Origin of the sequence: Methylobacterium litchii (assembly GCF_038442315.1) — a bacterium.
In the GTDB taxonomy this organism is placed as follows: domain Bacteria; phylum Pseudomonadota; class Alphaproteobacteria; order Rhizobiales; family Beijerinckiaceae; genus Methylobacterium; species Methylobacterium litchii.
Genome location: NZ_JBBXMY010000001.1, coordinates 629,235 through 653,802, shown reverse-complemented (window position 1 = coordinate 653,802; position 24,568 = coordinate 629,235). Strand labels below are relative to the sequence as shown.

The window sequence follows — 24,568 nt, the reverse complement described above, 5'->3', positions numbered from 1 at the left end:
AGACACCCCGCCCCCCCGCCCTCCCCGGTTTGCTTCCCGATCTCGGGCGGCGAAGTCTCGTGATGGGCATCCTCAACGTCACGCCGGATTCCTTCTCGGATGGCGGGCTGTTCCGGGGCGAGGCCGAGGCCCGCGCGCAGGCCGAGAGGCTGGCGGCGGAAGGGGCGGCGATCCTCGACATCGGCGGCGAATCCACACGACCCGGCCACACGCCGGTGCCGGCCGAGGAGGAGCAGGCCCGCGTCCTTCCGGTGATCCGCGCGCTCGCCGGGCACCTTCGGATTCCGATCTCCATCGACACCTACAAGGCGTCCACCGCCGACCTCGCCCTCGCGGCCGGAGCCAGGATCGTCAACGACGTCTGGGGCTTGCAGCGCGAGCCAAACATCGCCTCCGTCGCCGCCGCCCATGGCGCCCCGGTCATCGTGATGCACAACCGCGAGACCATCGACCCCGGCCTCGACATCGTGGCCGACATGCTCGCCTTCTTCGACCGATCGCTCGGCATCGCCCGCAAGGCCGGAATCCCGGACGGGGACATCGTGCTCGATCCCGGCGTCGGCTTCGGCAAGACCTGGGAGCAGCATCTCGAAGCCCTGCGGCGCCTGCCGGAGATCCGGGCGCTCGGCTTCCCACTCCTCGTCGGCGTCTCGCGGAAATCGCTGCTTGGGCGGCTGCACGACCGCGAGACCAAGCCGGCCGACCGGCTCTACGGCTCCCTCGCGGCGCATGCCCTGGCCGGGACACTCGGCGCCGACATCGTGCGCGTCCACGACGTCGCCGCCCATGTGGACGCGATGCGCGTCGTCGATGCGGTGATGCGGCCGGAGTCGCGGGCATGAGCGATCACATCCGCGTCGAGGGCATCGCCGTCTTCGGCCGCCATGGCGTGCTGCCGGAGGAGGAGGTGCTGGGCCAGCGCTTCTATCTCGGCCTCGATGCCGAACTCGACCTCGCCCCCGCTGGCCAAGCAGACGATGTGGCCCTGACCGTCAGCTATGCGGACCTGACGGCCATCGCCGTCTCCATCGCCACGGAGCGCCGCTTCCAGCTCATCGAGGCCCTGGCCGAAACCATCGCGCAGGACATCCTGGCCGGCTTCCCGGCCATCGCGGCGATCACCGTGCGGATCGACAAGCCGAGCGCCCCGGTGCCCGCGATCCTGGAACGGGTCGGCGTCACCATCACCCGCCGCCGGGAGGGCGCGCGGTGAAGGCGTGGCTCGGCATCGGCAGCAACATCGGCGACATGGCCGCGATGCTGGACCAAGCGGTGGACAAGCTCGCCGCCGTCCCCGGCATCCGGGTCGTCGCCCGCTCCCCGGACTACCGCACCCCGCCCTGGGGCAAGACGGACCAGCCCTGGTTCCTGAACGGCGCGGTCGCCATCGAGACCGACCTCGATCCCCATGCCCTGCTCGACGCCTGCCAGGGCATCGAGCGCGACCTTGGCCGCATCCGCGAGGAGCGCTGGGGGCCCCGGATCATCGACATCGACGTTTTGGCCTACGAGGGCGCGGCGGTGGAGGACGAGCGCCTCGTCCTGCCCCATCGTTACGTGCGCGAGCGCGCCTTCGTGCTGGTGCCCCTGAACGAGATCGCCCCCGACCTGACGATCGGGGGCGAAACGGTGAGCGATGCGCTCGCCAAGCTCGACCGGACCGGGATCGCGCGGGCCTGAGCCCGCCCGCCCCTAGCGCGTGTTGCTGAGCAGCAGGTCCGGCAGCCACATGGCGATGCCGGGCACGAGGCACAGGATCAGGATGGCCACCGCCATCAGGATCACGAAGGGCAGCGTGCCCCAGATGATGTCCGAGAGCGGGATGTCCGGGGCGATGTTCTTGATGACGAAGATGTTGAGGCCCACCGGCGGGTGGATCAGCCCCATCTCCATCGTGATCGTCATCACCACGCCGAACCACACGAGATCGAACCCGGCGGCCTTGAGCGGCGGCAGGATGATCGGCGCGGTCATCAGGATGATCGAGACCGGCGGCAGGAAGAAGCCGAGCACGATCACGAGGCCGAGGATCGTCACCAGCAGCAGCCAGGGCGAGAGCTGCATCGCCACGATCGCCGCCGCCGCCGATTGCGAGATGTGGAGGTAGCTCATCACGTAGGCGTAGAGGAGCGACATGCCGATGATCAGCATCAGCATGGTCGATTCCCGCAGCGTCGCCGTGAGGATCGGGTTCACGTCACGCGCCCGCCACACGCCGTAGATCGCCGCGATCAGGGCCAAGGCCAGCAGGCCGCCGAGGCCCGCCGTCTCGGAGGGCGTGGCGTAGCCGCCGTAGAGGGCCACCATCACGCCGGTCAGCAGGATGACGAAGGGCGCCACGCGGGGCAGCGTCGAGAAGCGCTGCGCCATGCTGTACTTGTCTTCGGCGAGGATCGGCGAGGCCGGTCCGCCGTTCTCCAGCACGGTTTTGGCGGTGGCGTATTCGGAGCGGAAGCGAAAGATCGCCCAGGTCGCGAACAGGCCGACCAGCAGGAGACCCGGCCCGATGCCGGCGAGGAACAGCCGCCCGAGGGATTGCTCGGCCGCCACCGCGTAGAGGATCATCGTGATCGACGGCGGCAGCAGGATGCCGAGCGTGCCGCCCGCCGCGATGATGCCGGCCGCGAAGCCCGGCGAGTAGCCGCGCTTCCTCATCTCCGGGATGCCCGCCGAGCCGATGGCCGAGCAGGTCGCGGGGCTCGATCCCGCCATGGCCGCGAACAGGGCGCAGGCGAAGACGTTGGCGATGCCGAGCCCGCCGGGGATGCGGTGCATCCAGGCATGCATGGCCGAGTAGAGATCCTGCCCCGCCCGCGAGCGGCCGATGGCGGCGCCCTTCAGGATGAAGAGCGGGATCGAGAGGAGGGTGATGGAGGCCATCTCCTCGTAGACATTCTGCGCCACCGTATCGAGGGAGGCGGCGGGCATGAAGGCCAGCATGAAGGCCAGGGCCACCGCGCCCAGCGCGAAGGCGATGGGGATGCCCGAGAGCATCGCCCCCAGGGTGGCACCGGCGTAGAGGAAACCGATCGTCGCGACGCTCATCGTGTGTCCCCTGCCTCAGCCGCGAGCCTGACCGGCCTTTTGGCCGGTGCGGACGGTTTTCCCCATCGGGTCGGGACCGGCCGGCGTCACGTCCGGGCGTCCCCTCATGTCGCGGTTGATGTCGGCACCGAGACCGATCTTCGGCCGGGCCCAGCCGGCGCCGCTCGGGCCCAAGCGGATCGCCTCGGCGATCTGCAGGGCGATCTGCAGGCAGAGCAGGCTCATGCCCACCGCCATCAGGGTGTAGGGAATCCAGAGCGGCGGGCCCCAGGTCGATTGCGAGACCTGCCCATCGACCCAGGCCTCGTGATCGAGGGACCAGCTTTTCCAGGTGAAGAACAGGCAGAAGGCGAGGCTGACGCAATCGACCAGCACCAGCCGCACCCGGTTGACGGCGGGCGGCAGCAGGCTGGTCAGCGCCTCGATGGCGACGTGGCCGCGCTTGGCCTGCACCGCCGCCGCCGAGCCGAAGGTGGCGCCGACGATGAGGAACACCGCCATCTCGTCCTGCCACTCGGTCGGCTCGTGGAAGACGTAGCGGATCACCACGCTGTAGCTGAGCACGAGGCAGGCGCCGAACAGCGCCAGCCCGCCGAGCCCCATGATGACGCGGTTGAGGGCCTTCGACATCCGATCAAGCGCCCCGAGGGCGCCGGGAATCCGCGGCTCGGGCGGGGCATGTGCCTCGGAGATCGCGGTGGCGGCGTCGAAACCGTGACTCACGAAACCTGCTCCGCCAGCTTGAGGAGTTCCGCGCAGCGCGCGCTCTTGCCCGAGAAGTCCTTCCAGGCCGTGCCCCGGGCGAGGTCGCGCCACTTCTCGATGTTGGTGTCGCTGAGGTCGTGGATCTGCACGCCGCGCGCGCCGTAGATCTTCACGAGTTCCTCGTCGTCGGCCTTGGCGGCAGCGAAGGAGAACGCCTCCATCTCGCGCCCGACATCGACGATGGCCTTCTTCTGCTCGGGGGACAGCCCGTCGAAGACGATCTTCGACATGATCAGCGGTTCGAGGACGAACCAGAACGAGCGGCCCCGGCCGGCGGTAAGGTTCTTCGTCATTTCGTCCAGGCGGAACGAGATCAGGCTGGTGGACGAGCTGATCGCCGCTTCCAGGGCGCCGGTCTGCATGCCGATATACATTTCGCTCGACGGCATGGTGGAGACGATGCCGCCCATCGCCTGGAACATCATGTCGATCTCGCGCCCGCCGCCGCGCACCTTCACGCCCTTCACGTCCTCGGGCACGAGGATCGGCTTCACCTTCGAGGCGACGGAGCCCGACTGCCAGACCCAGGTGAGGATGACGACGCCCTTCTCGGCCAGCGTCTTGGAGAATTCCTCACCGATCCTGGCATCGCGCCATTTGGCGGCTTGCTCGTAGCTCGCCACGACGGCCGGCATCAGCGCGAGGTTGGTCTCGGGCACCTCGCCGCCCGCGTAGGAGAGCGGCACGAGGCTCATGTCGAGGGCGCCCTTCCGGACGGCGCTGAACTGGGCCAGCGTCTTCATGAGCGACGAGGTCGGGTAGACCTGGACCTGCAGGCCGCCGCCCGTGCGCTTCTCGAGTTCGGCGGCGAAGCGGCGGGCGATGCGGTCGCGGGCGTCGCCCTCCTCCAGCGTGCCGCCGGGAAACTGGTGCGACAGCTTCAGGATCTTCGGCGCTTGCGCGCGCAGCACGGCCGGACAGGCGACGAGGCCGCCCATCGCCGAGGCCGCGCCAAGGACATGGCGTCGTGTGATCACCGGCTTCCCCCCTGTTCGGTCGCGGCGTTCCTGCGCCGTCGGCCGCACCCGCGGCAGACCATCAAACGGCCGCACGCCGGGATTTCATCCCTGTCCGCGCGGCCGGTCGGTGACAGTTCCGGCTAGGCGACCTGCTCCGCGAGCTTCAGGAGCTCGGCGCAGTTCGCGTTCTTCCCGGCATAGTCCTTCCAGGCGGTCGCGCGGGCGATGTCACGCCACTTGCCGAGCGTCGCCTCGTCGATCTGGTCGACCTTCGCGCCCGCCTTGGCGAACAGCTCCTCGACGCGGGTGTCGTCCGCCTTGGCACCGGCCTGGCCGAAGCTCTCGAGCTCGCCGCCGGTCGCCATGATCGCGTCCTGCTGGTCCTTGGGCAGGCCGTCGAACACGAGCTTCGACATCATGATCGGCTCCAGCATGAACCAGTAGGAATGCTGGCGGCCGGAGGTGAGCGCCTTCGACAACTCCTCCAGGCGGAAGGAGATCAGGCTGGTGGATGACGTGATGACCGCGTCGCAGGCGCCGGTCTGCATGGCGGCGTAGGATTCGTTCGACGGAATGGAGAGGGTGGCGGCGCCCGCCTCCTTCATCATCATGTCCATCTCGCGGGAGCCGCCGCGCACCTTCATGCCCTTGGCGTCGGCGGGGCCGACCAGCGGGCGCTCGCGGCTGGCGACGCCGCCCGCCTGCCACACCCACGAGACCAGCACGATGCCCTTCGCGGCCAGGATCTCGGTGAGCTTGCGGCCCACGGGGGCGTTCTTCCAGGCGATGGCCTGCTCGTAGGAGGTCACGAGGGCCGGCATCAGCCCGATGTTCATCTCGGGCACCTCGCCGCCGGCATAGGGGGCCGGGTAGAGCGACATGTCGAGGGCGCCCTTCCGCATGGCGCCGAACTGGGCGTTGGTCTTCATCAGCGACGAGCCGGGATAGACCTGAACGTCCAGCGCGCCCTTGGTCTTCTCGCCGACCTGCTTGGCGAACATCCGGCACATCCGGTCGCGGAAATCGCCCTCGTCGATAGTCCCGCCGGGGAACTGATGCGACAGCTTGATCGTGGTGGCGGCCTGCGCCCCGCTCAGGCCGAAGCGCAGGAGCGCCGGGGCGGCAAGGGTCGCGGCGACGAAATGGCGTCGTGTGGGCGTCATGGGCACCTCCCGCGCCGCACAATGGCGGCGAATATTGTGTGCGCTGCGGTATTCACCGATACCGTTCTGATATGCAGAAGACGGCCTCTTGTATATTTTGTCAACGCCTCCGCATAATGGATGCACAATTCGGGGCATCAACGAACCCGGACGCCAGGACGGGAGGGGGAGGATGAGCCGCGCTCAGGATCTCCGGCAGACGATCGAAGACGAGATCGTCGAGGGGCGGCTGGCCCTGGGGGCGCGCCTGGACGAGGTGCAGCTCGCGGCCCGGTTCGGCGTGTCGCGCACGCCGATCCGCGAGGCGCTGCTGCAACTGGCGGTGAGCGGCCTCGTGGAGACGAAGCCCCGGCGGGGCACCATCGTGAGCGCGCCCGAACCGCACAACCTCGTGGCGATGTTCGAGACCATGGCCGAGATCGAGGCCGCCTGCGGGCGGCTGGCGGCGCGGCGCCTCGGCGCCTCGGACCGGGACGCGCTGGACGCGGCGCTCGCGGCCTGCGCGGCGGCGTCCGACGATTGCGAGGCCTATTACGCCGAGAACTACGTGTTCCACGGCCTCATCTACCGGGCGAGCCGCAACGCCTTCCTGGCGGAGCAGGCCCTGACCCTGCACCGCCGCCTCGCGCCCTACCGCCGGCTGCAACTGCGCGTGCGCCAGAGGCTGCCGCAATCCCTCGCGGAGCACCGGGCCATCGTGGAGGCCATCCTCGTCGGCGACGACGCTCTCGCGGCGGAGCGCCTGCGCAGCCACGTCCTCGTGCAGGGCGACCGCTTCGCCGACCTCGTGGCGGGCTTGAGGGCGCCGGACGCGGCCTAGGCCGCGCCGAGGTCCACGTAGTTCGCCGCGATCACCCGCTTCTTGCCGCGGATATGCTCGCGCAGCAGGCTGCCGAGGGCGGCGCCGTCGCGGGCGCGCAGGTGCACGATCATCTGCTCGTGCTCCGACATCGCTTGCTGCCACTGGTCCTCGGTTTGGTGGGCGCGGTAGCGCGAGCGCTGAACCCGGCCCGACAGGCTCAGGTAGATGCTGGACAGCGTGCCGTTGCGCGCCGCCGCCATGATCGCCTCGTGGATCAGGCGGTTGTGGGCGAAGTAGCCGGCCTCGTCCCCCGCCTTGAAGGCGCCGACCATCGCGTCGTGATCGACCTGGATCGCGTCGATCTCGTCATCGGTGATGGTGCGGCAGGCGAGGTCCCCCGCCGTCGCCTCCAGGCCCGCGATGACCTCGATCATGTCCTCCAACTCGGCCTCGGTGATGCTCGCGACGCGGGCACCCCGGTTCGGCAGCAATTCGAGCAGCCCCTCGGTGGCGAGGATCTTGATCGCCTCGCGCAGGGGGGTGCGCGAGATGCCGAACTTCTCGGTCAACTCACTCTCGTTGATCCGTTCCTTCGGCTCCATCTCGCCGGACTGGATCAACTCGCGCATACGGTCCGCCACCTCGTCATGGAGGTAGCGGCGGCTGATGCCGAAGCCGGATTCGATCTTGTTCATGCGCACACACAGGACCCGCCCAGTCGCGCACGACCGGGCCACTGGAACAATATGTGTAGGTGCACCTGTATTCAGTGTCGAGGCGTCAACGCTCGGTCGAGCACGCGGATCACATGCTTGGCATGGATTCCCAGGCCGTCGTGGATCTGATGGCGACACGACGTGCCGTCCGCGACCACGAGATCCTCAGGTCCCGCCTGCCGCAGGGCCGGGAACAGGGACAGCTCCGCCATGGCGAAAGAGACGTCCACGGTCTCCTTGCCGTAGCCGAACGCCCCGGCCATGCCGCAGCAGCTCGATTCGATCACCCGGACATCGAGACCGGGCACGGAGCGCAGCAGCGACTCCACCGGGCCCATCACGCCGAAGGACTTCTGGTGGCAATGGCCGTGCAGATGCGCCAATCGGCCGCCCTGATGGACGAAGGGCAGGCTGATCCGCCCCGCCGAGAGGTCGCGCATCAGCAATTCCTCGATCAGCAGGGACCGCTCTGCGAGCGCCTTCGCCTCCTCGCCCGGCAGCAGGGCCAGGAACTCGTCGCGGAAGGTGAGCAGGCAGGATGGTTCCAGCCCCACCACCCGCGCCCCGGCGCGGACGTAGGGGAGCAGCGCGTCGAGGGTGCGCCGCGCCTCGGCCCGCGCCCGGTCGGTCTGGCCCGAGGCGAGCCATGTCCGGCCGCAGCACAGGGGCCGGCGGCCCTTGGCCGGGAACACCCGGTGCAGCCGGTAGCCCGCCGCCGCGAGCACCCGCTCGGCGGCCTCTAGGTTCTCCCGCTCGAAGGCGCGGTTGAACGTGTCGCCGAACAGGATCACGTCGCGGAAGTCGCCCGTGATGTCGGAGGGGTGGGCGGGCTCGCCGATCTCCTTCCACGGCCGCCGCCATTGCGGCAGGGTGCGCCGCGCCGAGAAGCCGGTGACCCGCTCCGACACCGCCGCCAAGGCCGGGTGCCGATCCCGCAGGTTGAGGAGCGGCGCGAGCCGCGCGGCCACGCCCGCATAATGCGGCATCAGCCCGATCAGCCGGTCCTTCAGGGGCAGGCCGTGGCGGGCATGGTAATGGTGCAGGAACTCGACCTTCATCTTGGCCATGTCGACGCCGGTCGGGCATTCGCGCCGGCAGGCCTTGCACGACACGCACAAGTCCATCGTCCGCTTCATCTCATGGCTGGTGAAGGCGTCGGTCCCAAGCTGGCCGGAGATCGCCAGCCGCAGGGAGTTCGCCCGGCCGCGCGTGAGGTGCTGCTCCTCCTTCGTCACCCGGTAGGAGGGGCACATTGCCCCGCCCGCGAGCTTCCGGCAGGTGCCGTTGTTGTTACACATCTCCACGGCGCCGCCGAAGCCGCCCCAGTCCGACCAGTCGAGGGCCGTCTCGGCCGGCGCCGTCACCGCGTAATCGGGCTTGAAGCGGAACAGGCTGCGGTCGTCCATCCGCAGGGGGCGGACGATCTTGCCGGGGTTGAGGTGGTTCTCCGGGTCGAACCCGTCCTTCACCGTCTCGAAGGCACGGGCCAGGGTCGCGCCGAACAGCGGCTCCACGAATTCCGAGCGGGAGATGCCGTCGCCGTGCTCGCCGGAATACGAGCCCTTGTAGCGGCGGACCAGCTCCGAGGTCTCCTCGGCGATGGCGCGCATCTTCGCGACGTCGCCGCCGAGCTTCATGTCGAGGATCGGGCGGACATGCAGGCAGCCCACCGAGGCGTGGGCGTACCACGTGCCCCGCGTGCCGTGCTTGGTGAACACCTCGGTCACGGCGTCGGTGTAGTCGGCGAGGTGTTCGAGGGGGACGGCGCAATCCTCGATGAAGGAGACCGGCTTCGCATCGCCCTTCATCGACATCATGATGTTGAGGCAGGCCTCGCGCACCTCCCAGACCGGCTTCTGCCGGGCGGGCTCGATCACCTCCACCACCGCGTTCGGGAAGCCGTGATCGGCCATGCAGGCGTCGAGGCGCTTGAGGTCGCGCTTCAGGGCCGCGAGGTCGTCGCCCGCGAACTCGGCGAGCAGCAGGCAGTTCGGCTTGCCGCGGGTGATGTCGGCGAGCGTCGTGCGGAACAGCGGGATGTCGGCGCCGAGCACGAGAACGTTGTTGTCCACCAGCTCCACCGCCACCGGATCGAGGGCGACGATGTGCCGGGTCGTCTCCATCGCCGCGCGGAACGAGGGGAAGTGGCAGACGCCCATCACCCGATGCGTCGGCAGGCGGGAGAGCTTCAGCGTCACCGCCGTGGTGGCGGCGAGCGTCCCCTCGGACCCGACGAGCAGGTGGGCGAGGTTCGGCCGGTCCGTCACCAGCGCGTCGAGGTTGTAGCCGCCGACCCGGCGCTGCACCTTCGGGTAGCGCGCCTCGATCTCATCCCGGTGGTCGTGGGCGAGGCGCAGCATCCGCGCCGCGAGGTCTTCCGCCCGCGCCGAGCCGGCGACGCCCGTGGCATCGTTGCCGGTGAGGGAGAAGGCGAAGGGCTCGCCGTCCGGCAGCAGGGCGCGGATCGCCAGCACGTTGTCGCGCATCGTGCCGTAGCGCAGGGAGCGGGCGCCGCAGGAATTGTTGCCGGCCATGCCGCCGATGGTGCAGCGGGTCGCCGTCGAGGGTTCGACGGGGAAGAACCAGCCATCCGCCTTCAGCCGGGCGTTCAGCCGTTCCAGCACCACGCCCGGCTCGACAGTGATCGTGCCGGCCTCCGCATCGTAATCGAGCACGCCGTTGAAGTGGCGCGAGCAATCCACGACGAGGCCGGTGCCGATGGGCTGGCCGTTCTGCGAGGTGCCGCCGCCTCGCATGATGACGGGCACGCCGTGCTCGGCGGCGATCTGGAGGGTCGCGGCGATGTCGTCGCCGGAGCGCGGCAGGACCACGCCGGCGGGGGTGATCTGGTAGATCGAGGCGTCGGTGGCGTAGCGCCCGCGGGTGAAGGCATCGAAGCGCGCCTCGCCCTTGAGCCGTTCCGCGAGCCGCCGGGCCAGCCCGGCATCCTTTCGCGCCGCCGCGCGGGGTGTCTCAGCCGTCCCTGCCGCCACGAATTCCCCCCGTCGAGCCTCGTCCGGGCTCTCTTCTGCGGGCGATTGTATTCAAGATTCAGGCGGACGGAAGTCCGCCTGAGGGGGGATGCCACGCGGCATGGTGCGGCGGTGGGGTGGAAAGAAAAATGGTGTCCCCGGCAGGGCTCGAACCTGCGACCCCAGGTTTCGTACCACCTCGGCTTTCGCCGCCGCCCGGCCGGTGCCGGAGCGTTCGTGGTCTGGACTATCCCTTCACCCTGGGCCTTTCGGCCTGTAGGTGCCGCCCGTCTAGTCTCTACACCTTCCCGCCGGGGCGGGCTTGGCTCGGGATCGGCAGGGCCGTGGTGCCGGAGCACCGGGCCGGAAGCTTTCCCCGACTTTGAGCGGATCCGTCGCGCGGTTTCCCGGCGCGACGCCCAATTTGAACCTCTAGGAAACCTGTGCTCTGTCCAGCTGAGCTACGGAGACAACCGCGCGTCTTTAGCATCTCCACGGAGCGCGGCCAACACCGTCGGAGGCCGGGAGCCATGGGTCTGCGGCGTCACTCGGCGCTTCTAACGCTCCTGGCGTGGCCGTGCTCCGCCCCCGCCGAGTTCGTCTCCCACCCCGATTGCCGCGCGGCCCCGGCCCGGACCGAAACCCTGGAGGGCCTCGGCCCCCGGGGCGAATTGCGCTTCGCCTCGGGCGGACGGGCCGTGCTCGATTCGCTCCGCTGGCCGGAGGACGACGAATCGGCACGTGAACGGCTCTCGGCCAGGGCCGGGCAGCGCATCCTCCTGACACCGCGCGGCCTGCCCGACCGCTGGGGCCGGGAGCGCGTCGACGTCGAAGCCCTCGCCGACGCCGCCGACCTCGCCGGGGACCTCGTGGCGGCGGGCCTCGTCGTCGTCGATCCCGGCGAGGCGGACGCCCTCTGCCGCCCCGCCCTCCGCCTCGTGGAGGAGGCCGCCCGGCGGCGCCGGCTCGGCCTGTGGCGCGAAGCCTTCCCCGATGCGCAGGACGGCCCCGCCCTCCGGCGGTTGGCCGGCCGCTTCGCCGTGATCGAGGGCACCGTCCGCCATGTCGGCGAGCGCGGCACGCGCACCTACCTCGACTTCGTCCCTCGGGGCGCCGACGGCTTGACCGTCACGGTAACGAAACGCACTTGGCGAACGATGGCAGCCCATGGTTTGACTGCCGACTCGCTGCACGGCACACGCGTGCGGGTCCGTGGAATCATCGAGATCGGGCGCGGCCCCGTCATCGCGGCCGCGACGCCCGATGCGATCGAGGTGCTGCACGGGCAGGACGTTTCTGGGGTGCGGCGCTGAGCGCGATGGACGTGATGCGGGGGTTGGTCGGTTTCCGGCGGGCGGCCTGTCTCGGCCTCGCCGCCCTGGCTCTGGGCGCCTGCGTGGCGGACCAGACCGGCTCGGTGAGCACGCCCGCCGCCGTGCGCGTGCCGGCCGGGGCGCCCAAGGTGACGGGCCGCGAGCGCGCGACCGATGCCGACCACCAGAAGCTCGTCGCCTCCTTCGGGGGCGAGGCCAAGGCCCCCGCCGTCACGCGCCTGCTGACCGAGGTCACGGACCGGCTCGTCAAGGGCAGCGACCGGCCGGACCAGAGTTACGCCGTCACCCTGCTCGATTCGCCCGTCGTCAACGCCTTCGCCCTGCCGAACGGACGGCTCTACGTCACGCGGGGACTCGTGGCGCTCGCCAACGACACGTCCGAGGTCGCGGCGGTGCTGGCGCATGAGATCGCCCACGTCACCCTCAACCACGCCACCGCCCGCAGCGAGTTGGAACTGCGCTCCGCCCTGGTGAGCAAGGTGGTGGCGGACGTGCTGAACGATCCCGATACGGGGGCGCAGCTCAAGAGCCAGTCGCGCTTCGCCCTCGCCCGCTTCTCCCGCGAGCAGGAACTGGAAGCCGACGCCGCCGGGGTGAAGACCCTCGCGGCGGCGGGCTACGATCCCTTCGCGGCGGCGCGGTTCCTCACGGCGCTCAACCGCACCGTCCAGTTGAAGCAGGGCGGCGGCACGGCGGGCGAGCCCGACATGCTCGCCACCCATCCCGGTACGGCCGAGCGCGTGAACCTCGCCACCCGCGCCGCGCGCAAGGTCGGCGCGCCGGGCATCGGCAGTGACGACCGCAGCCGCTACCTCGCCGCCATCGACGGGCTGGCCTACGGGGACAGCCCCCGCGACGGCGTGGTGCGCAGCGGACGCTTCATCCATTCCGGCCTCGGCATCGCCTTCGCGGTGCCGGAGGGGTTCAGCCTGGAGAACACCCGCTCGGCGGTGCTCGGCACCACGGCGGACGGCAACCGCCGCCTCCTCTTCGACCAGATCGAGACCAAGGAGGGCCAGGGCCTCGACGCGATGCTCAAGGCGACCTGGAACGACAGCCTCGACCCCGCCGGCTTCGAGAACCGCGACGTGAACGGCAATCCCGCCGCCTTCGCCCTGTCGCGGGGCAAGGACTGGACGTTCCGCCTCGCCGCGATCCGCCTCGGCGGCGCGACCTACCGGATGATCATGGCGGCCAAGGGCAGCGCCGACCCAGAGGCTGCCTTCCAGCGCTGGGTGTCGAGCCTCGCCGAGGTCCCGCCCGAGGAGGTCGCGGCCCTGCGCCCGACCCATCTGCAGATCGTCCAGGCGGGCAGCGCCAATGCGGAGGAGCTTGCCCGGCGCATGGTCGTGTCCGACCGCGCCCTCGACCGGTTTCTCGTCCTGAACGGCCTGGAGCGCGGGGCGGCCCTCGTGCCGGGCCGCAGCTACAAGATCGTCACCGAATAGGCGTCAGCCCCGGAGAGCGCGCGTGATCCGCTTCTATTACAACCTCTCGCCCAATCCGATGAAGGTCGCCCTCTGCCTGGAGGAGCTGGGCCTCCCCTACGAGCCGGTGCCGGTGGACACCCGCAAGGGCGATCAGTTCGACGCCGCCTACGCGGCGGTCAACCCGAACGCCAAGGTGCCGGCGATCGTGGACGGGGAGACGACGGTGTTCGATTCGAACGCCGTCCTGCTCTACCTCGCCGAGAAGACGGGCCAGTTCCTGCCGCCGCAGAACGGCGCGGTGCGGGGCGAGATGCTGTCCTGGATGATGTTCGTCGCCACCGGCATCGGGCCGTTCTCCGGCCAATGCGTCCACTTCCGGCATTTCGCGCCGAAGGACGCGGGCGCCTATGCGATGGACCGCTACGTCTACGAGGCGCGCCGGCATTGGAACGTGCTGGACACGCATCTCGAAGGCCGGTCCTTCATGGTGGGCGACGCCTACTCGGTCGTCGACATGGCAGTCTGGGGCTGGGCGCGGATGGTGCCCTTCGTGCTCGGCGAGGACGCCTTCGCCGGCCTGCCCAACGTCAAGCGGCTGCTCGACACGATCAACGCCCGCCCGGCGGCCCAGCGCGCCGAGGCGCTGAAGGGCTGCCACGCCTTCAAGGCCGAGATGGACGACGAGGCGCGGGCGAACATGTTCCGATTCATCAAGCCGGCCAACTGAGGCCGAGGCCGGCGGGGCACCCTAGGCCCTGCCGCCCCGCTTGTCCTTGCCGCGCTCCCGCTCCGCGCGCAATTCGCGCTCAGCGATCAGCCAGAACTCGATTTCCAAGCCTTCGGGCCGGTGGTTGCGCTCCCACAATTCGTAGGCGCGCTCCCGGATCTGCTCGAAGGTGATCACGTCCCGGCCGGGGGCATCCCCGCCTGCATTCCGTTCTGAGGTCATCGCGCCCTACCGAACCGGTGCCACGCGCCGCGCCATCGGCGCGTCCTCAGGATCCGGGCCGGTGCAGGTAGGCGGTGATGCTGGTGACACGGGTGCCGACCATGGTCACCGCCTTGCGCAGGCGCTCCTCGCTCACGCCGAAATGCTGGGCCCAGACGGCCCGGCTGGCGCGGTCGAAGATGTCGATGTGGCTCTTGCCCTCGGTTCCCGTCGTCATGGCGCCCGATCCCGATCTCTGGAGGTGCCCGGCCGCGCCGGGCTCTTTCCCGATCAACCGGAGGCCGCAGATTAGGTTTCACGGTCCCGCGTGGAACACGCCCGGCTGTCACTCCCAGCGGAAGGGCGGGGCGCGGAAGGGAAAGTCCACCAGCGGACGGGTCTCCGGCCGCGATTCGGCCGGCGACGCGGGAGGTGGCGGCGGGGGCGCCGGCTCCTCGACCTCCTCGCAGATGAGCAGCGAGCCTTCCGGCAGGGGCGGAGCCTCGACGCCGCGCCAGCGTCCATAGGACCACGGCCGGTACCACGCGGCGTTCTGCGGCAGGCGGCCGGGCACGAGGTCGATGCCGTGGGTGCCGAACGGCCCACAGCGGCAGAAGCGGGCGAAACCCATCCACGCCCCCGGCCAGACGCCGTAGGTGGCGATGGCTTGGTCCGTGTAGGCGGAACAGCTCGGCCAGTGGCGGCACTGGCGTCCGACCAGGGACGACAGGCTGAGCTGATAGGTGCGCAGCGCGAGCCGCGCGGCCTGCTGCGGCAGGCTCACGCCGCCGCCCTCCGCCTAGCCTCGATCTGATCGAGGGCATCCACCACCGCGTCGAAGGTCAGGAGCGTGGAGGCGTGCCGCGCCTTGAAGTCCCGCACCGGTTCCAGCACCGCGAAATCGGCGAAGGGGCCGTCCGGCGGCGGGGCGCCCTCCTTCAGCATCGCCCGCATGGCCTCGCGCAGGCCCCGCAGATCCCCCGCCGAGGTGCCGACCACATGCCGTCCCATCAGCGACGAGGAGGCCTGTCCCAGCGCGCAGGCTTTGACATCCTGCGCGAAATCCGTCACCCGGCCGTCCGCGCCGAGGGTCACGTCGACGGTGACGGTCGAGCCGCAGAGCCGGGAATGGGCGGTGGCGCTCGCATCGGGCGCGTCGAGCCGGCCGAGCCTCGGGATGTCGGCGGCGAGTTCCAAGATGCGTCGGTTGTATATATCGTCCAGCATTAAAGCCTCAGTTGAGCAAGCATAAGGGCAGCTAGACCGCCTGCGCAGCCGGTGTCGGATTGCGCGTTTGCTCAGGACACACGATATAGGCGATGTGCCGCTGCTTCGCGAGGAGGCGGCCGGTCGACCGAGGTCGCGCCCAAGGCCGAGGTCGGGCTCATCCGCCCAAGTTCATCCGGGGCACCGGTCCGTGCGCCAGCCACGGGCACGGGTCCCACACCAGAGCCCGAGCCCGATCCGCATGTACGCCAAGCCCGACAGCACCACGATGAAGACCCGTGTGGCGCGGGCCGGAGATGCCATGGATGCCGCCCTCAAATCCCTTTCCTACAGCGTCGACGGTCAGACCCTGAACGGCATGCGCAACGATAATCAGCCGTTCCGCGACGGCGCCGCCGCCGTGACCGAGATCGCGCCGGAGCCGGCCTCCGCGACCCGCGTCCCCGAGGGTCTCGCCCTGGGCCGTCCGAGCCGCGAGGAGGCCGAGGCTGCCGTGCGCACCCTGCTGCGCTGGGCCGGCGACGACCCGACCCGCGAGGGCCTGATCGAGACCCCCGCCCGCGTGGCCAAGGCCTACGAGCAGTTGTTCGGCGGCTACCGCATCGATGCCGATTCGCTGCTGGAGCGGGTGTTCGAGGAGGTCGAGGGCTATTCCGACATCGTCCTCGTGCGGGACATCCCGTTCCACTCCCATTGCGAGCACCACATGGTGCCGTTCATGGGGCTGGCGCATATCGCCTATTACCCGTCCAAGGGCGTTGTCGGCCTTTCGAAGCTCGCCCGCGTGGTCGATGCCTTCGCCAAGCGCCTGCAGACGCAGGAGACGATGACGGCGCAGATCGCGGACGTGATCGAGAGCATCCTCAAGCCGCGCGGCGTCGCCGTGATGCTGGAGGCCGAGCACCTGTGCATGGCCATGCGCGGCGTGCAAAAGGCCGGCGTCTCGACCCTCACCACCCAGTTCCGCGGCGTGTTCAAGAACGCGCCGGACGAGCAGGTCCGCTTCCTGACCCTCGTCCGTGGCGGAGCCAAATAAGCCCTCGCGGCTTCTTTTCGCCATGCCAGAGACCGCCCCGTCACCCGCGTCCCGCATCGCCTTCCCCGCACCCGGCAGTAAGGCCGAGGTCGAGGAGGGCGACCTGTTCATGCCCCGCTTCGACCGGGACGGCCTCGTGACCTGCGTCACGGTCGATGCCGGCGACGGGCGCGTTCTGATGGTCGCGCACATGAACGCCGAGTCCCTGGCGCGGACGGTCGAGACCGGCGAGGCGTGGTACTGGTCGCGCTCGCGCGGCGAGCTGTGGCGCAAGGGCGCCACGAGCGGCCAGACCCAGCGCGTCCTCGAGATGCGCACCGATTGCGATCAGGACGCCGTGCTGATCACCGTCGCGGTCGGCGGCGATGGCGGCTGCTGCCACACGGGCCGCCGCGCCTGCTTCTACCGTACCGTCGCCCTCGACCGGGACACCGGACAGGTGCGGCTGCGGCTCGCTGGGGAATGAACCACCGCCCCGAGCGGCGCGAGCCTCTTCCTCGCCCCTTTCCCATTCCGACCCGCAGCGCCGAGGCGCCCCGGCGCCCCGCCGCGTGGGCCAAACCCGTCTTCCCGCCCGGCGCCGTCGAGCCGGTGCGTGCCGCCGAGACCGGCCCGCGTCTCGGCCTTGCGCTCGGCGGCGGCTCGGCGCGGGGCTGGGCACATATCGGCGTCATCCGCGCCCTGGAGGAGGCGGGCCTCGCGCCCACCGTCGTCGCCGGCTGCTCCATCGGCGCCGTCGTCGGCGCCTGCTACGCGGCGGGGCGGCTCGACCGGCTCGAAACCTTCGCGCGCTCCCTGACGCGGGGCCGCGTCGTGCGCCTCGTGGACCCGCGCCTGCCGGGCTCCGGCCTCATCGCGGGCAACCGCCTGCGGCGGCGCCTTCTGACCGACCTCGGCGACAGCCGGATCGAGACCCTGCGGATCGCCTTCGGCTGCGTCGCCACGGAGTTCGGCACCGGCGCGGAGGTCGCCCTCACCGAGGGGCCGCTGGTCGAGGCGGTGCGGGCCTCCTACGCCATTCCCGGCCTGTTCCCCCCGGTGGACATCGCCGGGCGGTTCTTCATGGACGGCACACTCGTCAACCCGGTGCCCGTGGCGCTGGCGCGGACCCTGGGGGCTGACGTCGTCGTCTGCGTGAACCTCAACGGCGACACGGGCGGGCCGGTGGTCCGTGAGGTGACGGTGCCCACGCCGCGCCGGGGCCTCCTGCACGCCGTGCGCGGGCGCCTGCCGGGCTTCGCCCGCACGCCGCCGGAGGCGGCACCGCTGCCCGGCATCGCCAGCGTGGTCCTCGATGCCTTCAACATCACGCAGGACCGCATCTCCCGCGCCCGCCTGGAGCGCGACCCGCCGGACGTGGCCATCGGCCCGGACGTGGCGGCCTTCGGCCTGTTCGACTTCCACCGCGCGGCCGACGGCATCGGGCTCGGCTACCGCGCCGCCCGCACCGCCCTTCCCCGCATCCGCGCGGCACTGGACGGGGCCGCCGCGCGGGTGTGAGGGGCCACCGCCCCTCAGAATGCCTTCGGCAGGCCGGCATCCTTCAAGATGGCGTTGGCGGTGTGGATCACCTGCGTATTCCTGGGAACGGTGAAGTGCCGCTTGGTGATCGGGCTTCGCCAGATCTCGTGCGAGCCCTTGCCCTGGCGGACGAACTCACAGCGCGCTTCGAGGAGCAGGCGCACGAGCGTCGGGTAGAGGTTGCCGCCCACGGGCGCACTTCAGCAGGCAGAGGCTAGTTTGGCGTGGATGAGGTGCTCGATGCGCACCGGAATGCCACGCCCCGCCGGGACATCGGACTCGAGGTGGTTGGCCGCCACGAGATCGGGCACGAGATCGGTGATGATCTCCACCAGTTCGTCGAACGTCGCGGCCTCGGCGTTCAGACCTGGGATCGCAGACTCGGAAACGTACCAGACGCCGAGGTCGCGATCCCTGGCGATCTTGACCTCGAAATCCATCCGGGTCGCGGCCGCTGCACGGCCATGGGGATCGTCGAGCCTTGCCATACGCGGACGTTAAGACCGTCCCCCGGCCACCGCAAGCAAGGCACGGCTGAAGCCACCCAGAAACGACGAAGCCGCCCGAAGGCGGCTTATCGTTAGTCCGGTCGTCTGGTTGGGAAAACTGGAGCGGGCGAAGGGATTCGAACCCTCGACCCCAACCTTGGCAAGGTTGTGCTCTACCCCTGAGCTACACCCGCTCACTATGCTGTTGGCCGCCCCGGAAGTCCGTGCCGGCGGCCCCCGGCGGCGCTCTCTAAACACCATTCCGACGGGCGACGCAAGCCCGTTTTCCGGCTCACCATCGCAAAGCTGGAGAAAGGCCCTCCCGGAACTCCCGCAGGCGGGCCAGGGTCCCCCGGCTCGTGCCCTCGGGCGGGGCGTCGGCGGGGAAAAAGCCGCTCTCGGCGATCTCCCGATCCGGCGCCTTCGGGCGCAGCACGGTGAAGGCCGGCGCCGCGTAGAGCGCGACGTGATCCAGGGCGGAGCCCGCGTTGTTGTGGAACAGCCCAAGGAGCCGCAGCGGCCCCTCGGTGCGGATTTCCCCCTCCTCGCGGAATTCCCGCACCATCGCCTCTTCGGCGGTCTCGCCCCGCTCGACGCCGCCGCCCGGCAGGTGCCAGCCGCTGAGATAGGTGTGGCGCACGAGAAACACGCGCCCCTCCCCGTCCAGCGCGATCCCGCGCACGCCGAGGGTGACGCCCCGCGTGGCGAGGGCGCCGAGGAAGAACAGCCGGCGGAGGGCCGGGCGGTCGAGGATCAGCCGCTTCGTCACACGACGTCCAGGGTGATCGCGCCCAGCCCCTCGACGGCCGCGACCATGCGCTGCCCGCGCTCCACCGGGCCGACGCCGGAGGGCGTGCCGGTGAAGATCAGGTCGCCGGGCTGAAGGGCGAAGTAGCTCGACAGGTACGCGATCTGCTCGGCGACGGACCAGATCAGATCGCCGAGGTCGCCCTTCTGCTTCACCGTGCCATCGACGGAGAGGGTGATCGCGCCCCTGGTCGGGTGCCCGATCAGCGAAACCGGATGGAGCGCGCCGATGGGCGCCGAGGAATCGGCCGCCTTGCCCGTGTCCCAGGGGCGGGACATCTTCTTGGCCTCGTCCTGCAAGTCGCGGCGGGTCATGTCGAGGCCGACCGCGTAGCCGTAGACGAGATCGAGGGCCGCCTCGACCGGGATGTCGGTGCCGCCGCCGGAGAGCGCGGCCACCATCTCCACCTCGAAATGGTAGTTGCCGGTCTTGGACGGGTAGGGATGCGGCGTCGGCTCCGCGCCGACGATCTGCAGAGCATCGGCCGGCTTCATGAAGAAGAACGGCGGCTCGCGATCCGGATCGGCGCCCATCTCGCGGGCATGGGCGGCGTAGTTGCGCCCGACGCAATAGACCCGCCGTACCGGGAAGAAATCCTGGCTGCCGACGATGGGCAGGGTAGTCCGGGGCGGATTCTGGATGACGGAGAGCATCGGGATCCTCAAGTCTTCGCGTCGCCTGCGGCCGGAATGCTGCCGGGCGCGAGCCTCGTTGTAAGCCATCCGCCACGGGCCGCCATCCGGCCGGGCTTGCTGAGCGGGCCGTGGAGCGCAAAATTCATGCGATGACCGAGCCCGCCCCCTCCGATCTCCTCGACGCCCTGCGCGGTGCCCTCGGCGACCGCCACGTCCTGACCGATCCCGACCTGCTGGCGCCCTATCTCAGCGAGCGGCGCGGGCTCTTCCACGGCGCGACGCCCGCCGTGCTCCGGCCCGGCTCGACGGAGGAGGTCGCGGCGTCCGTGCGCCTCTGCGCCGGGGCGGGGGTGCCGTTCGTCGCGCTCGGCGGGAATACCGGCCTCACCGGCGGGGGCGTGCCGCAGGGGGGCGTGGTGATCTCCCTGGAACGGCTGACGGCCGTGCGGGCGGTCGATCCCATCGGCGCGACGCTCATCGTGGAGGCCGGCGCGATCCTCGAGACCGTGCAGGCGGCGGCCGACGCGGCGGGGATGCTGTTCCCCCTCACCTACGCCTCGCGCGGCTCGGCCCGGATCGGCGGGGGCATCGCCACCAATGCGGGCGGGCTCAACGTGCTGGCCTACGGCAATGCCCGCGAACTGACCCTCGGGCTCGAAGTCGTGCTGGCGGACGGGCGGATCTGGAACGGGCTGAAGGCCCTGCGCAAGGACAATGCGGGCTACGACCTCAAGCAGCTCTTCATCGGCTCGGAGGGCACGCTGGGCATCGTCACCGCCGTCGCCCTGCGGCTGTTCCCGAAGCCGCGCTCCACGGGGGTCGCCTTCGTGGGTCTCGACTCGCCGCAAGCCGCCCTCGACCTGTTCGTGTTCCTGCGCGACCGGGCCGACCGCGATCTCACCGCCTTCGAATACCTGCCGCCCTTCGCCCTCGACCTCGCGCTCCGGCACGGGAAGGGCACGGTGCGCCCCCTCTCCGGGGATCACGGCGCCTACGCCCTCGTGGAGTTCTCGTCCTGCCGGCCGGGCTCAGAGGCCCGGCACGACCTCGAATCGGCCCTCGGCGAGGCCTTGGAGGCGGGGATGATCGGCGATGCCGCCATCGCGTCGGGCGGGGCGCAGGCGAACGCCCTGTGGGACCTGCGCGAGGCCGTGCCAGAGGCCCAGACCCGCGAGGGCGGCTCGATCAAGCACGACGTGTCCGTGCCCCTCGCCCGGCTGCCGGAGTTCCTGGAGCGGGCCAACGCCGCCTGCCTCGCCGCCATGCCGGGCCTGCGCCCCTGCGGCTTCGGCCATTTCGGCGACGGCAACATCCACTTCAACCTCAGCCAGCCGGTGGGCATGGACAAGGCCGCGTTCCTCGCCCACTGGACCCGCTTCAACCGGATCGTTCACGACATCGTGCACGAACTCGGCGGCTCCATCGCGGCCGAGCACGGGGTCGGGCTCATCAAGCGCGACGAGCTCGCCCGCTACGCTCCGCCCGTCGCCCTCGACCTGATGCGGGACATCAAGGCGGCCCTCGACCCGAGGGGCCTGCTGAACCCCGGCAAGGTCGTCCCGCCGCCTGCGGGGAGTGCGTAACAGCAATCGACTTTTGTGCGCCGCGCCATAATTCGGCTCGTCTGACGGCGGAGAACGGGGACGCGGCGGACACACCCGCCGCAATCGAACCTTGGCGTTAACCTGCTGCTAAGGCGTCGATTGGACCTTCTGGTGAGGGCGCGGCCACGATCCTCAGGAAAAGGCCCGCCCCTTGCTTCTCGCCGTCGGACGTTTCGCAGTTGCGAGACAGACCGCCGAGCGCCACCGATCCGGAGTCATCCGATGCCCTCTTCACTGGCCCGCGTGCAGACCACCGAAGCTAGCCGTTACCTGCAGCAGCTCTGCCGCCACTGGAGCCACAAGTTCGACGTCGAGGCCACCGCCGACCAGGGCAAGGTGCCCTTCGGCGCGGACCGCGTCTGCACCCTGAACGCCGAGCCCGACGCCCTCGTGATGCGCATCGAGAGCGCCGACCCGGTGAACCTCACCCGCCTGGAGAACGTGGTCTCGGACCACCTCCTGCGCTTCGCCTTCCGCGAAGGGCTCGGCGACATCCGCTGGTCGCGCGCCGTCGCCTGAGCCGTCCGGCGGCGCGCTACCGCGCCGCCTCGTCCAGCGCCTCGATGACGAGGTTGCCGTTGGTGTAGACGCAGATCTCCGCCGCGATGCCCATCGCCTTGCGGACGATCGCCTCGGCATCCAGCGCGCTGTCCTCGAGCGCCCGCGCGGCGGCGAGGGCGTAATTGCCGCCTGAGCCGATCGCCATCACGCCGCTCTCCGGCTCCAGCACGTCGCCGGAGCCCGACAGGAGCAGGCTGACGTCGCGGTCGGCCACCAGCATCATCGCCTCCAGGCGGCGCAGGTAGCGGTCGGTCCGCCAGTCCTTCGTCAGTTCCACGCAGGCGCGGGTGAGCTGGCCGGGATACTGCTCCAGCTTGGCTTCCAGCCGCTCGAACAGGGTGAAGGCGTCGGCCGTCGCCCCGGCGAAGCCGCCGATCACCGCGCCCTTGGCGAGCTTGCGCACCTTGCGGGCATTGCCCTTCACGATCGTCTGGCCGAGGCTCACCTGCCCGTCGCCGCCGATGACGACGCGACCGCCCTTCCGCACCATCAGGATCGTGGTGGCGTGCATGCTGGGCATGCCGCCCCGCTCGTCGTGGCTCACGTCTGCGCTCCTGTCTCGTGATGCGGCGCAGATGGGGAGCGTGTCCCCTCGCGTCCAGCGGTGAGGGCGAAGGCCCATTCCTCGCGGACATGCCCGTCCGCCTCGTCCGCCCCGAAGCGGCGGTGCAGGTCGCGCAGGGCGTCCCCGTCCAGCAGCCGGCCGCAGGCCCAGACCGCCATGCCGCGCACCAGCGGCGAGGCGTCCGCCAACCGCGCGACGGCACTCGACGCGAGGCCGGGCTCGGTGGAATTGCCCACCGCGATGAGGACGTTGCGCAGGAAGCGGTCTCGCCCCGTGCGCTTCACGGGCGTACCGGCGAAGAACGTCCGGAAGCCGGCCTCGTCGAGGGCGGCGAGGGTCCGCAGGTCCGGTGCGGCGAGGTCGTCGCGAGCGGACAGGCGCGTCTCGGCGGCCTGCCGGGCGAACTTGTTCCAGGGACAGATTGCGAGGCAATCGTCGCAGCCGAACACCCGGTTGCCGATGGCGGTGCGGAACGCGGCCGGGATCGGCCCTTGGTGCTCGATGGTGAGGTAGGAGATGCAGCGCCGGGCATCGAGCCGGTAGGGCGCGGGCAGTGCGTCGGTGGGGCAGATGTCGAGGCAGGCCCGGCAGGAGCCGCACCGGTCCACGCCCGGCGCGTCGGGCTCGAACTCGGCGCTGGTGTAGATCGCCCCGAGCAGGAGCCAGTTGCCGGCCTCGCGGGAGATCAGCACCGTGTGCTTGCCCTGCCAGCCGAGCCCCGCCGCCTCCGCGAGTGCCTTCTCCATCACGGGGGCGGTGTCGCAGAAGACCTTCACCCGCGCGTCGGCCTTGGCCGAGAGGTAGCCGCCGAGCTCCTTCAGCTTGCCCTTCAACACTTCGTGATAATCGCGCCGCTGGGCATAAGCCGCGATGGCGCCGTGCCCGCGCCGGGCGACGAGGGCCAGCGGATCCTCCTCCGGCCGGTAGCTCATGGCGACCACGAGGATGCTGCGCACCCCCGGCCACAGGGCGACGGGGCTGGCGCGCTGGTCCGCGCGCTCCTCCATCCAGTCCATGGTGCCGTGGGCGCCCTCGGCGAGCCAGTGGGCGAGGCGTTCGGGCAGATGGGGGACGCGGTCGGGCCGGGTGATGCGCAGGCCGCAGAAGCCCAAGTGACGGGCCCTGTCCTCGACCAGCCGGCGCAACCGTTCGCCGTGGAAGAACCGCTTGTCGCTCAGAAATCGAGATCCGCGTAATGGGCGGCCGGCGGCATGCCGGCGACCCGGTCGGCGAGGATGGCGCGGAAGGAGGGCCGCGACTTCACCCGCGCATACCAGTTGCGGGCCATCTCGTCCTCTTCCCACGGCACGTCGCCGAGATAGTCGACGCAGGAGAGATGGGCCGCCGCCGCGAGATCGGCATAGGACAGGTCGTCGCCCGCGAGCCAGCGCCGCCGGGCGATGAGATAGCCGATGTATTTCAGGTGGTAGCGCACGTTGGTGCGGGCGGCGCGGATGGCGTTCATGTCCGGCGGACCGCCGCCCTGGCTCGTCGTCATGAAGCGCTTGGCGATCTTCTCGGCCACGAGGTAGCCGGTCACCTCGCCCTCGAACTTCACGAGAAACCAGTCGAGCAGGCGGCGCACCTCGACGCGGCCGGTCGGATCCTCCGGCAGGAGGCGGCGGCCGCTGAGGCCGAGCCCTCGTGTCTCGTCGAGATATTCCGCGATGACGCCCGCGCCGGGGACGACCGTGCCCGATTGCTCCAGCAGGACGGGCGTGGTGCCGGCCGGGTTGATCAGCAGGAATTCGTCGCGCCGGTCCCAGCTGCGCTCCTCGATGAGCAGCGGTTCCAGGCCCATCTCGGCCATGACCAGCCGGACGAAGCGGGAGTTCGCGCAGAAGGGGAAATGATAGAGGTTCGCCATCGAAGCCGCAGTGAGGCTCCCTCTCGCGCCGTCCGCCCCGGCGGGCAGGGCCTCGATCCGAGCGTTATTGCCGGTTTCTTGCCGCCCCCTTAACACGCGCGGTCAAGCACGGTAACCGCCCGTCAACCGCGATCGGTGATGC

Annotated in this window: 29 protein-coding genes and 1 tRNA gene; 12 read left to right on the top strand and 18 right to left on the bottom strand. The window is 70.4% G+C overall.

Annotated features, from left to right (window positions below):
• Positions 1-62: 62 nt before the first annotated feature.
• The 3 genes from folP to folK are packed head-to-tail and all read left to right on the top strand — an operon-like array spanning position 63 to position 1,680.
• Entirely contained in the window at positions 63-842 is a 780-nt protein-coding gene (folP, locus tag AAHF99_RS03380) for a dihydropteroate synthase (protein ID WP_342162658.1), read from the top strand.
• Positions 839-1,213, top strand: coding sequence for a dihydroneopterin aldolase (gene folB / locus AAHF99_RS03375; RefSeq protein WP_342162657.1), 375 nt, complete (start codon positions 839-841; stop codon positions 1,211-1,213). Before folP ends, folB begins: the two co-directional genes overlap by 4 nt.
• Positions 1,210-1,680 carry a 2-amino-4-hydroxy-6-hydroxymethyldihydropteridine diphosphokinase gene (gene folK / locus AAHF99_RS03370; RefSeq protein ID WP_342162656.1) on the top strand — a complete coding sequence of 157 codons (471 nt, stop codon included), beginning with the start codon at positions 1,210-1,212 and terminating at the stop codon, positions 1,678-1,680. Before folB ends, folK begins: the two co-directional genes overlap by 4 nt.
• 12 nt (positions 1,681-1,692) lie before the next feature.
• On the opposite strand, the gene AAHF99_RS03365 is transcribed toward folK, so the two are convergent.
• From AAHF99_RS03365 to dctP (AAHF99_RS03350), 4 genes are all read right to left on the bottom strand, one after another.
• Entirely contained in the window at positions 1,693-3,045 is a 1,353-nt protein-coding gene (locus AAHF99_RS03365) for a TRAP transporter large permease (protein WP_342162655.1), read from the bottom strand.
• A gap of 15 nt (positions 3,046-3,060) precedes the next feature.
• Positions 3,061-3,768 carry a TRAP transporter small permease gene (locus AAHF99_RS03360; RefSeq protein ID WP_342162654.1) on the bottom strand — a complete coding sequence of 236 codons (708 nt, stop codon included), beginning with the start codon at positions 3,766-3,768 and terminating at the stop codon, positions 3,061-3,063.
• Complete coding sequence (dctP, locus tag AAHF99_RS03355) at positions 3,765-4,748, bottom strand: TRAP transporter substrate-binding protein DctP (protein WP_342162881.1); 984 nt, start codon at positions 4,746-4,748, stop codon at positions 3,765-3,767. The genes AAHF99_RS03360 and dctP (AAHF99_RS03355) overlap by 4 nt, the downstream gene beginning before the upstream one ends.
• Positions 4,749-4,909: 161 nt before the next feature.
• Complete coding sequence (dctP, locus tag AAHF99_RS03350) at positions 4,910-5,932, bottom strand: TRAP transporter substrate-binding protein DctP (protein WP_342162653.1); 1,023 nt, start codon at positions 5,930-5,932, stop codon at positions 4,910-4,912.
• A gap of 172 nt (positions 5,933-6,104) precedes the next feature.
• Here dctP (AAHF99_RS03350) and AAHF99_RS03345 point away from each other — a divergent pair, with 172 nt between their 5' ends.
• Positions 6,105-6,752 (top strand): GntR family transcriptional regulator, encoded by a 648-nt coding sequence (locus AAHF99_RS03345; protein WP_342162652.1) that lies wholly within the window; start codon positions 6,105-6,107, stop codon positions 6,750-6,752.
• Here AAHF99_RS03345 and AAHF99_RS03340 read toward each other — a convergent pair.
• Both AAHF99_RS03340 and AAHF99_RS03335 read right to left on the bottom strand, forming a co-directional pair.
• The gene (locus AAHF99_RS03340; protein WP_342162651.1) at positions 6,749-7,429 is read right to left on the bottom strand and encodes a GntR family transcriptional regulator; all 681 of its coding nucleotides are present in this window, start codon (positions 7,427-7,429) and stop codon (positions 6,749-6,751) included. The genes AAHF99_RS03345 and AAHF99_RS03340 overlap by 4 nt on opposite strands.
• A 71-nt stretch (positions 7,430-7,500) precedes the next feature.
• Complete coding sequence (locus tag AAHF99_RS03335; protein WP_342162650.1) at positions 7,501-10,443, bottom strand: FAD-binding and (Fe-S)-binding domain-containing protein; 2,943 nt, start codon at positions 10,441-10,443, stop codon at positions 7,501-7,503.
• A gap of 509 nt (positions 10,444-10,952) precedes the next feature.
• Between AAHF99_RS03335 and AAHF99_RS03330 the strand changes: the two genes are divergently transcribed.
• Genes AAHF99_RS03330 through AAHF99_RS03320 form a run of 3 tightly spaced genes read left to right on the top strand, consistent with a single transcriptional unit; the run spans position 10,953 to position 13,913 of the window.
• The gene (locus AAHF99_RS03330; RefSeq protein WP_342162649.1) at positions 10,953-11,735 is read left to right on the top strand and encodes a pentapeptide repeat-containing protein; all 783 of its coding nucleotides are present in this window, start codon (positions 10,953-10,955) and stop codon (positions 11,733-11,735) included.
• Between the two features lie 14 nt (positions 11,736-11,749).
• Positions 11,750-13,204 carry a M48 family metalloprotease gene (locus AAHF99_RS03325; RefSeq protein WP_342162648.1) on the top strand — a complete coding sequence of 485 codons (1,455 nt, stop codon included), beginning with the start codon at positions 11,750-11,752 and terminating at the stop codon, positions 13,202-13,204.
• Between the two features lie 22 nt (positions 13,205-13,226).
• A complete protein-coding gene (locus AAHF99_RS03320; RefSeq protein ID WP_342162647.1) occupies positions 13,227-13,913 on the top strand; it encodes a glutathione S-transferase family protein in 687 nt (228 codons plus the stop codon).
• 21 nt (positions 13,914-13,934) lie between these two features.
• On the opposite strand, the gene AAHF99_RS03315 is transcribed toward AAHF99_RS03320, so the two are convergent.
• From AAHF99_RS03315 to AAHF99_RS03300, 4 genes are all read right to left on the bottom strand, one after another.
• A complete protein-coding gene (locus AAHF99_RS03315) occupies positions 13,935-14,135 on the bottom strand; it encodes a DUF2934 domain-containing protein (protein WP_342162646.1) in 201 nt (66 codons plus the stop codon).
• Positions 14,136-14,181: 46 nt separating this feature from the next.
• Positions 14,182-14,352: a DUF3606 domain-containing protein gene (locus AAHF99_RS03310; protein ID WP_342162645.1), complete on the bottom strand. Its 171-nt coding sequence runs from the start codon at positions 14,350-14,352 to the stop codon at positions 14,182-14,184.
• Between the two features lie 108 nt (positions 14,353-14,460).
• Complete coding sequence (gene yidD, locus AAHF99_RS03305; RefSeq protein WP_412759823.1) at positions 14,461-14,898, bottom strand: membrane protein insertion efficiency factor YidD; 438 nt, start codon at positions 14,896-14,898, stop codon at positions 14,461-14,463.
• Positions 14,895-15,341: an iron-sulfur cluster assembly scaffold protein gene (locus tag AAHF99_RS03300; RefSeq protein WP_243958960.1), complete on the bottom strand. Its 447-nt coding sequence runs from the start codon at positions 15,339-15,341 to the stop codon at positions 14,895-14,897. Before AAHF99_RS03300 ends, yidD begins: the two co-directional genes overlap by 4 nt.
• 241 nt (positions 15,342-15,582) lie before the next feature.
• On the opposite strand from AAHF99_RS03300, the gene folE reads away from it, so the two are divergent.
• From folE to AAHF99_RS03285, 3 genes are read left to right on the top strand one after another with little or no spacing between them, the layout of a single operon-like run.
• The gene (folE, locus tag AAHF99_RS03295) at positions 15,583-16,377 is read left to right on the top strand and encodes a GTP cyclohydrolase I FolE (protein ID WP_243958962.1); all 795 of its coding nucleotides are present in this window, start codon (positions 15,583-15,585) and stop codon (positions 16,375-16,377) included.
• Positions 16,378-16,399: 22 nt separating this feature from the next.
• Positions 16,400-16,843: a phosphoribosyl-AMP cyclohydrolase gene (gene hisI / locus AAHF99_RS03290; RefSeq protein ID WP_342162644.1), complete on the top strand. Its 444-nt coding sequence runs from the start codon at positions 16,400-16,402 to the stop codon at positions 16,841-16,843.
• Entirely contained in the window at positions 16,840-17,877 is a 1,038-nt protein-coding gene (locus AAHF99_RS03285) for a patatin-like phospholipase family protein (protein ID WP_342162643.1), read from the top strand. The genes hisI and AAHF99_RS03285 overlap by 4 nt, the downstream gene beginning before the upstream one ends.
• A gap of 14 nt (positions 17,878-17,891) precedes the next feature.
• Here AAHF99_RS03285 and AAHF99_RS03280 read toward each other — a convergent pair whose 3' ends face one another.
• The 5 genes from AAHF99_RS03280 to AAHF99_RS03260 all read right to left on the bottom strand — a co-directional run bounded on the left by AAHF99_RS03280 (position 17,892) and on the right by AAHF99_RS03260 (position 19,847).
• Complete coding sequence (locus AAHF99_RS03280; protein ID WP_412759822.1) at positions 17,892-18,089, bottom strand: type II toxin-antitoxin system HicA family toxin; 198 nt, start codon at positions 18,087-18,089, stop codon at positions 17,892-17,894.
• A gap of 9 nt (positions 18,090-18,098) precedes the next feature.
• Entirely contained in the window at positions 18,099-18,338 is a 240-nt protein-coding gene (locus tag AAHF99_RS03275; protein ID WP_342162642.1) for a DUF1902 domain-containing protein, read from the bottom strand.
• A gap of 167 nt (positions 18,339-18,505) precedes the next feature.
• Positions 18,506-18,580, bottom strand: a tRNA-Gly gene (locus AAHF99_RS03270).
• Between the two features lie 98 nt (positions 18,581-18,678).
• On the bottom strand, positions 18,679-19,143 hold the full coding sequence (locus AAHF99_RS03265) for an NUDIX domain-containing protein (RefSeq protein ID WP_342162878.1): 465 nt from the start codon (positions 19,141-19,143) through the stop codon (positions 18,679-18,681).
• An 8-nt stretch (positions 19,144-19,151) separates the two neighbouring features.
• Positions 19,152-19,847 carry a fumarylacetoacetate hydrolase family protein gene (locus AAHF99_RS03260; protein WP_342162641.1) on the bottom strand — a complete coding sequence of 232 codons (696 nt, stop codon included), beginning with the start codon at positions 19,845-19,847 and terminating at the stop codon, positions 19,152-19,154.
• Positions 19,848-19,978: 131 nt separating this feature from the next.
• Between AAHF99_RS03260 and AAHF99_RS03255 the strand changes: the two genes are divergently transcribed.
• Both AAHF99_RS03255 and AAHF99_RS03250 read left to right on the top strand, forming a co-directional pair.
• Entirely contained in the window at positions 19,979-21,412 is a 1,434-nt protein-coding gene (locus tag AAHF99_RS03255; protein WP_342162640.1) for an FAD-binding oxidoreductase, read from the top strand.
• A gap of 243 nt (positions 21,413-21,655) precedes the next feature.
• Positions 21,656-21,952: a DUF2218 domain-containing protein gene (locus tag AAHF99_RS03250; RefSeq protein ID WP_243958971.1), complete on the top strand. Its 297-nt coding sequence runs from the start codon at positions 21,656-21,658 to the stop codon at positions 21,950-21,952.
• 16 nt (positions 21,953-21,968) lie between these two features.
• On the opposite strand, the gene hslV is transcribed toward AAHF99_RS03250, so the two are convergent.
• From hslV to AAHF99_RS03235, 3 genes are read right to left on the bottom strand one after another with little or no spacing between them, the layout of a single operon-like run.
• Positions 21,969-22,514 (bottom strand): ATP-dependent protease subunit HslV, encoded by a 546-nt coding sequence (gene hslV, locus AAHF99_RS03245; RefSeq protein ID WP_412759835.1) that lies wholly within the window; start codon positions 22,512-22,514, stop codon positions 21,969-21,971.
• 20 nt (positions 22,515-22,534) lie between these two features.
• On the bottom strand, positions 22,535-23,704 hold the full coding sequence (gene queG, locus AAHF99_RS03240; protein ID WP_342162639.1) for a tRNA epoxyqueuosine(34) reductase QueG: 1,170 nt from the start codon (positions 23,702-23,704) through the stop codon (positions 22,535-22,537).
• A gap of 29 nt (positions 23,705-23,733) precedes the next feature.
• Positions 23,734-24,426 (bottom strand): glutathione S-transferase family protein, encoded by a 693-nt coding sequence (locus AAHF99_RS03235; RefSeq protein WP_342162638.1) that lies wholly within the window; start codon positions 24,424-24,426, stop codon positions 23,734-23,736.
• Positions 24,427-24,568: the final 142 nt, after the last annotated feature.